Genomic DNA, 5,522 nt, shown 5'->3' with positions numbered 1-5,522 from the left:
CGGCAAACCCGCCCCCGCCCCCGCCGCGAGCGCGCGGGGCCACCGCTCACTCGTCCGTCGCCGCCTGGCGTACCAGGGGGATGATCCGCAGCGGGACCGGGTTCTCCATCACGATGGCGGTGGAGGCCCGCACGATGCCCGCGAAGCCGACCACGCGGTCGATCACCCGCTGGAGGTCGGCGTTGGAGCGGGCGACCAGGCGGCAGAGCATGTCGCCGTGGCCGGTGGTGGTGTGCAGCTCCAGCACCTCGGGGACGGTGGCCAGGTGGGCCCGGACGTCGCCGCCCTGGCCCTGCTTGATCTCCAGGGTGGCGAACGCGGTCACCGGATAGCCGAGCGCGGCCGGATCCACCTCGGGCCCGAAGCCGCGGATCACGCCCCGGGCCTGGAGCCGGTCCAGCCGGGCCTGCGCGGTGCCGCGCGCCACCCCGAGCCGGCGGGACGCCTCCAGCACACCGATCCGGGGCTCCTCGGCGAGCAGCCCGATCAGCCGGGCGTCGAGTTCGTCGATCCCCATGCCATGTCCCTCCGCGCCCTGCCCCTGGCATCGCCGCCGAGGCTGGTCATCCTGTACAGAACGCCCGATGAATCTGCGATGTCACTATGCAGGCTGCCCAGCAATCACGACAACTATTGCGCACCTTGTGGTTCAGCGGGAACCTGCGGCCATGACTGAGACCATCGATCAGACCCCCCACACCGCCCGGCAGGCCGACCCCTTCCCGGTGAAGGGGATGGACGCGGTCGTCTTCGCCGTCGGCAATGCCAAGCAGGCCGCGCACTACTACGCCACCGCCTTCGGCATGCAGCTGGTCGCCTACTCCGGTCCGGAGACCGGCAGCCGCGAGACGGCCAGCTACGTCCTCGTCTCGGGCGGTGCCCGCTTCGTGTTCACCTCCGTCATCAAGGCCACCACCGACCACGGCCGGTTCCTCGCGCAGCACGTCGCCGAGCACGGCGACGGCGTGGTGGACCTGGCCATCGAGGTGCCGGACGCCCGGGCCGCCTACGCCTACGCGCTGGAGCACGGCGCCACCGGCCTGGAGGAGCCGCGCGAGGTCAAGGACGAGCACGGCACCGTGGTGCTCGCCGCCATCGCCACCTACGGCCAGACCAAGCACACCCTGGTCGAGCGCACCGGCTACGAGGGCCCGTACCTGCCCGGCTACACCGCCGCCAAGCCGATCGTGGCACCCCCGGCCAAGCGCTTCTTCCAGGCCATCGACCACTGCGTGGGCAATGTCGAGCTCGGCAAGATGGACGAGTGGGTCGGCTTCTACAACAACGTCATGGGCTTCACCAACATGAAGGAGTTCGTGGGCGACGACATCGCCACCGAGTACTCCGCGCTCATGTCCAAGGTGGTCGCGGACGGCACCCGCAAGGTGAAGTTCCCGCTCAACGAGCCGGCCATCGCCAAGAAGAAGTCGCAGATCGACGAGTACCTGGAGTTCTACGGCGGCCCCGGCGTGCAGCACATCGCCCTGGCCACCAACGACATCGTGGCCAGCGTGCAGGCGATGCGGGCGGCCGGCGTGGAGTTCCTGGACACCCCCGACTCGTACTACGACACCCTCGGCGAGTGGGTCGGCGAGACCCGGGTGCCGATCGAGACGCTGCGCGAGCTGAAGATCCTCGCCGACCGCGACGAGGACGGCTACCTGCTGCAGATCTTCACCAAGCCGGTGCAGGACCGGCCGACCGTCTTCTTCGAGATGATCGAGCGGCACGGCTCCCTGGGCTTCGGCAAGGGCAACTTCAAGGCCCTGTTCGAGGCGATCGAGCGCGAGCAGGAGCGGCGCGGCAACCTGTAGGGCACAACCCGCCCCCAGGACCACCCTTCGGGAGCGTCCCGGGTGTCTCCCCGCACTCCAGGCGCTCCGGCTCCACGACGGCGCGCGGCCCCTTCGGCCGCGCGCCGTCGGCGTTCCCGGGGTGGGGCCGTACCGCGACGCGCGGTCGCCGCGATCTTCCCCGGAGCGGTGGGGCGGTGCGAGTCTGGTGCCATGGCCGACCTGATCGCACAGCTGCGCGCCGGGCTCCCCGCGGAGGCCGTGCTCACCGATCCCGACGTCACCGGCTCGTACGCCAATGACATGGCGAGCTTCTGCGCCGCCGGCACGCCCGCCGCGGTGGTGCTGCCCCGCACCGTCGAGCAGGTCCAGCACGTCATGCGGACCGCCACCGAACTGCGGGTGCCGGTGGTCCCGCAGGGGGCGCGCACCGGGCTGTCCGGGGCGGCCAACGCCAGCGACGGCTGCATCCTGCTGTCCCTGGTGAAGATGGACCGCATCCTGGAGATCAACCCGGTGGACCGGATCGCGGTGGTGGAGCCCGGGGTGGTCAACGCGACGCTCTCCCGGGCGGTGCTGGAGCAGGGCCTGTACTACCCACCGGACCCCTCCAGCTGGGAGCAGTGCACCATCGGCGGCAACATCGGCACCGCCTCCGGCGGACTGTGCTGCGTGAAGTACGGGGTCACCGCCGAATACGTACTGGGCCTGGAGGTGGTGCTGGCAGACGGGCGGCTGCTGTCCACCGGCCGGCGCACCGCCAAGGGCGTGGCGGGCTACGACCTGACCCGGCTGTTCGTCGGCTCCGAGGGCAGCCTGGGCGTGGTGGTGAAGGCGATACTGGCGCTCAGGCCGGCCCCGCCGCGGCAGCTGGTGCTGGCCGCGGAGTTCCCGTCCGCCGCCGCGGCCTGCGAGGCGATCTGCGCGATCATGGGCGGATCGCAGGCGGACGCGGCCCCGCCGGACGAGGGCGGTGGGCCGGGGTCACCGCCCGGCACCGGCCCGGTGAGGGTCGGGCACGCTCCGGCGCTGCTGGAGCTGATGGACCGTACCTGTGTACGGGCCGTCAACCGGATGACGAAGATGGGCCTGCCGGAGAGCACCGAGGCCCTGCTGCTGTGCGCCTTCGACACCCCGGACCCCACCGCCGACCTCGCCGCGGTCGGGGCGCTGTGCACCGCGGCCGGGGCCACCGAGGTCGTCCCGGCCGAGGACGAGGCCGAGTCGGAACTGCTGCTCCAGGCCCGCCGGTCGGCGCTGCCCGCGCTGGAGGCCATCAAGTCCACCACCATGATCGACGATGTGTGCGTGCCGCGTTCCCGGCTGGCCGAGATGATCGAGGGCACCGCCGCCATCGCCGAGAAGTACGACCTGACCATCGGCGTGGTCGCCCATGCCGGCGACGGCAACACCCACCCCACCGTCTGCTTCGACGCCACCGACCCGGACGAGTCGCGGCGGGCCCGCGAGTCCTTCGACGAGATCATGGCGCTGGGCCTGGCCCTGGGCGGCACCATCACCGGCGAACACGGGGTGGGCCTGCTGAAGAAGGAGTGGCTGGCCCGCGAACTCGGCCCGGTGGGGCTGGAGTTGCAGCGCGGCATCAAGCAGGTCTTCGACCCGCTGGGCATCCTCAACCCGGGCAAGGTCCTCTGAAGGAACGGCGGGGCCGCCGCCCTGCCCGGGCCGGGAATCCCGGAAGCGGGGCCGCGGAGCCCGGGTACGGGGCGGTCGGACGGCACCCGCGCGCGGGGCGCGGCCCCCGGCACCTGTGCGCGGGCCGCCGCCCCGATGATTGTGCGCGGGCCGCCGCCCCCGGCGGCTGGTTTCCGGGCAGCCGGCGCCGGCACCCGCGCGCGGGGCGCCACCCCGGCACATTCCCTCACGCCCGGCATCCGGTTACGCCCCCGCCTCCGGCGTTCCCTCCGCGGACCAGGGTCCGCGCGGCCGGCGGTCATGGCCGGGGATGCGGGCGAGCAGGACGTCCAGCGCCTCGTCCACGTCCAGCCGGTCGCCCTCCCGGCCCGGCGGCACCACCCGCAGGGTGCGCTCCAGCCAGGCCGACACCGCCGGGGCCGAGGCCTCCAGCAGCGCGTCCCCGTCCGGTGAACTCAGCGCCATCACCACCATGGAGCGCCCGGCCATCCGGGCCGGCCACACCCGCACGTCACCGTCACCGCTGGCCCGGAACACCCCCTCCACCAGCAACTCGCGGGCGAAGGTCCAGTGCACCGGCGCCTCGGAGCCGACGTGGAAGGTGATGTGCACCGCGTACGGGTCATCGGTCCGGTAGGTCAGCCGGGCCGGCACGGGGATGCTGTACTCCGGCGACAGCACCAGGTTCATCTCCAGCTCGCGCTCCACCACAGTCCTGCTCATCGCTCGCGACCTCTCTCTCGCACTCCCTGAGTCGCCGACCCCTGGGTGGGCCGACACTTGGTGAGAGGCCGCTGCCGCCGGTTCCTTACACGCTTTCTCGCAATCAGTCGGAAATTCTTTTCGCTCGCACGGGAGAGTGGTGGCGGACGCGGTGCGGGCCCTGGCGGCAGGCCCGTCTGATAGAACCGGGACACCGCCCCGCGGACCGCCCCGGGGTGCGCCAGACCGGTGGAGCGATATACAGCCCCTCGCGCTTGTGCGGCAGACTGCATAGGCCCCACCCGACCGCACAGCAGACACGGGACATCGGAGATCATGAGCGCTCCTACCTCAGGATCCGCGGACGGCAGCTCCATCCCCGGCTACTACCCGGACCCATCCATCCCCCACTACATCCGCTACTGGAACGGCGTGTCCTGGGTCCCCGGCACCAGCCGGCCCGCCCCGGCCGAGGGCGAGTCGCTGCCGGTTCCCCCGCCCGGTGTCGCCGCGCCCTCCGTCAGCGAGACCACCCAGCTGGCCGGTGCGGTGCCGGACGAGACCGGTCCGATGTTCCTCGACCAGCCGCCGGAGCCCCGGCCCCGGAGCGGTGAGACCCCCACCGGCGCGGGTAGGGCGACAGCGGCCGGGGCCGCCGCCTCCGCCGAGCCCACCGTCGACCTGCCGGGTGACGCCTCGTCGGCTCCGCCGGCCGGGGACGGGCCGGGCCGAGGGCAGGGCAGCCGCCCCGAACCCGCCACCGCCTGGCAGGCCGACGCCTCCCGGCAGAGCGGCCTCGGTTGGGGCGCCACCGGGGCGAACTCCCCCGGCGAGCGGGACCGCCGGATCTCCTGGGGCACGGAGGACACACCGGGTGCCCGAGGGTCGGCCCCGCGTGCCGGCGCACTGCCCGGCCAGGGGAGTGGCGAGTCGGGCGGCCGGGTGGACGACCAGCGCCAAGCCGCCGACCCCCGCCGCGCCACCGGTGCCGGCGCCGCCCGGACACAGCCGCCCGCGGAGCGGGACCCGGCACCCGGCGGCCCCGACGCGACGCCGGGCGCCGACGGCGGCACGGGCCGGCAGACCACCCCCGGCACGGTGCCCGCCCAGGCCGACAGCCGCACCGCCCCCGCCCCGGCCGGCGCCGAAGCCGCCACACCGGGCGAGGGCGGCCCGCGCGACGGCACCCTCACCCTGCGCGCCGTGGACCCCGCGGCCGGCCCGGCGCCGAGCGGACGCGACCGGGGCACCCTGACCATCCGCGCGCTGGGCACCCCCGAACCGCAGGACGGCACGCCCGTCCCGGGCCAGGCCACCGGGCAGTCCGGGCCCGCGCAGGGCACCACCCCTCCCGCGCCCGGCACCCAGGGC

General features: G+C 73.8%; 5 protein-coding genes. 3 read left to right on the top strand and 2 right to left on the bottom strand.

Going from position 1 to position 5,522, the window contains the following annotated elements; genetic code table 11:
- Positions 1-46: 46 nt before the first annotated feature.
- The gene (locus tag E4099_RS28385) at positions 47-517 is read right to left on the bottom strand and encodes an Lrp/AsnC family transcriptional regulator (RefSeq protein WP_135341988.1); all 471 of its coding nucleotides are present in this window, start codon (positions 515-517) and stop codon (positions 47-49) included.
- Positions 518-668: 151 nt separating this feature from the next.
- Between E4099_RS28385 and hppD the strand changes: the two genes are divergently transcribed.
- Both hppD and E4099_RS28375 read left to right on the top strand, forming a co-directional pair.
- Complete coding sequence (hppD, locus tag E4099_RS28380) at positions 669-1,814, top strand: 4-hydroxyphenylpyruvate dioxygenase (protein WP_135341987.1); 1,146 nt, start codon at positions 669-671, stop codon at positions 1,812-1,814.
- A 192-nt stretch (positions 1,815-2,006) separates the two neighbouring features.
- Positions 2,007-3,449: an FAD-binding oxidoreductase gene (locus E4099_RS28375; protein WP_135341986.1), complete on the top strand. Its 1,443-nt coding sequence runs from the start codon at positions 2,007-2,009 to the stop codon at positions 3,447-3,449.
- Between the two features lie 243 nt (positions 3,450-3,692).
- Here E4099_RS28375 and E4099_RS28370 read toward each other — a convergent pair whose 3' ends face one another.
- Complete coding sequence (locus E4099_RS28370; RefSeq protein ID WP_135341985.1) at positions 3,693-4,172, bottom strand: SsgA family sporulation/cell division regulator; 480 nt, start codon at positions 4,170-4,172, stop codon at positions 3,693-3,695.
- Between the two features lie 315 nt (positions 4,173-4,487).
- Between E4099_RS28370 and E4099_RS28365 the strand changes: the two genes are divergently transcribed.
- On the top strand, positions 4,488-5,522 hold a 1,035-nt coding region (locus E4099_RS28365), incomplete at its 3' end, for a DUF2510 domain-containing protein (RefSeq protein WP_135341984.1).

Origin of the sequence: Streptomyces palmae (assembly GCF_004684805.1) — a bacterium.
Taxonomy (GTDB): Bacteria; Actinomycetota; Actinomycetes; order Streptomycetales; family Streptomycetaceae; genus Streptomyces; species Streptomyces palmae.
Note: the sequence above shows the minus strand (reverse complement) of the source record. Positions and strands in the feature narration are given on the sequence as shown.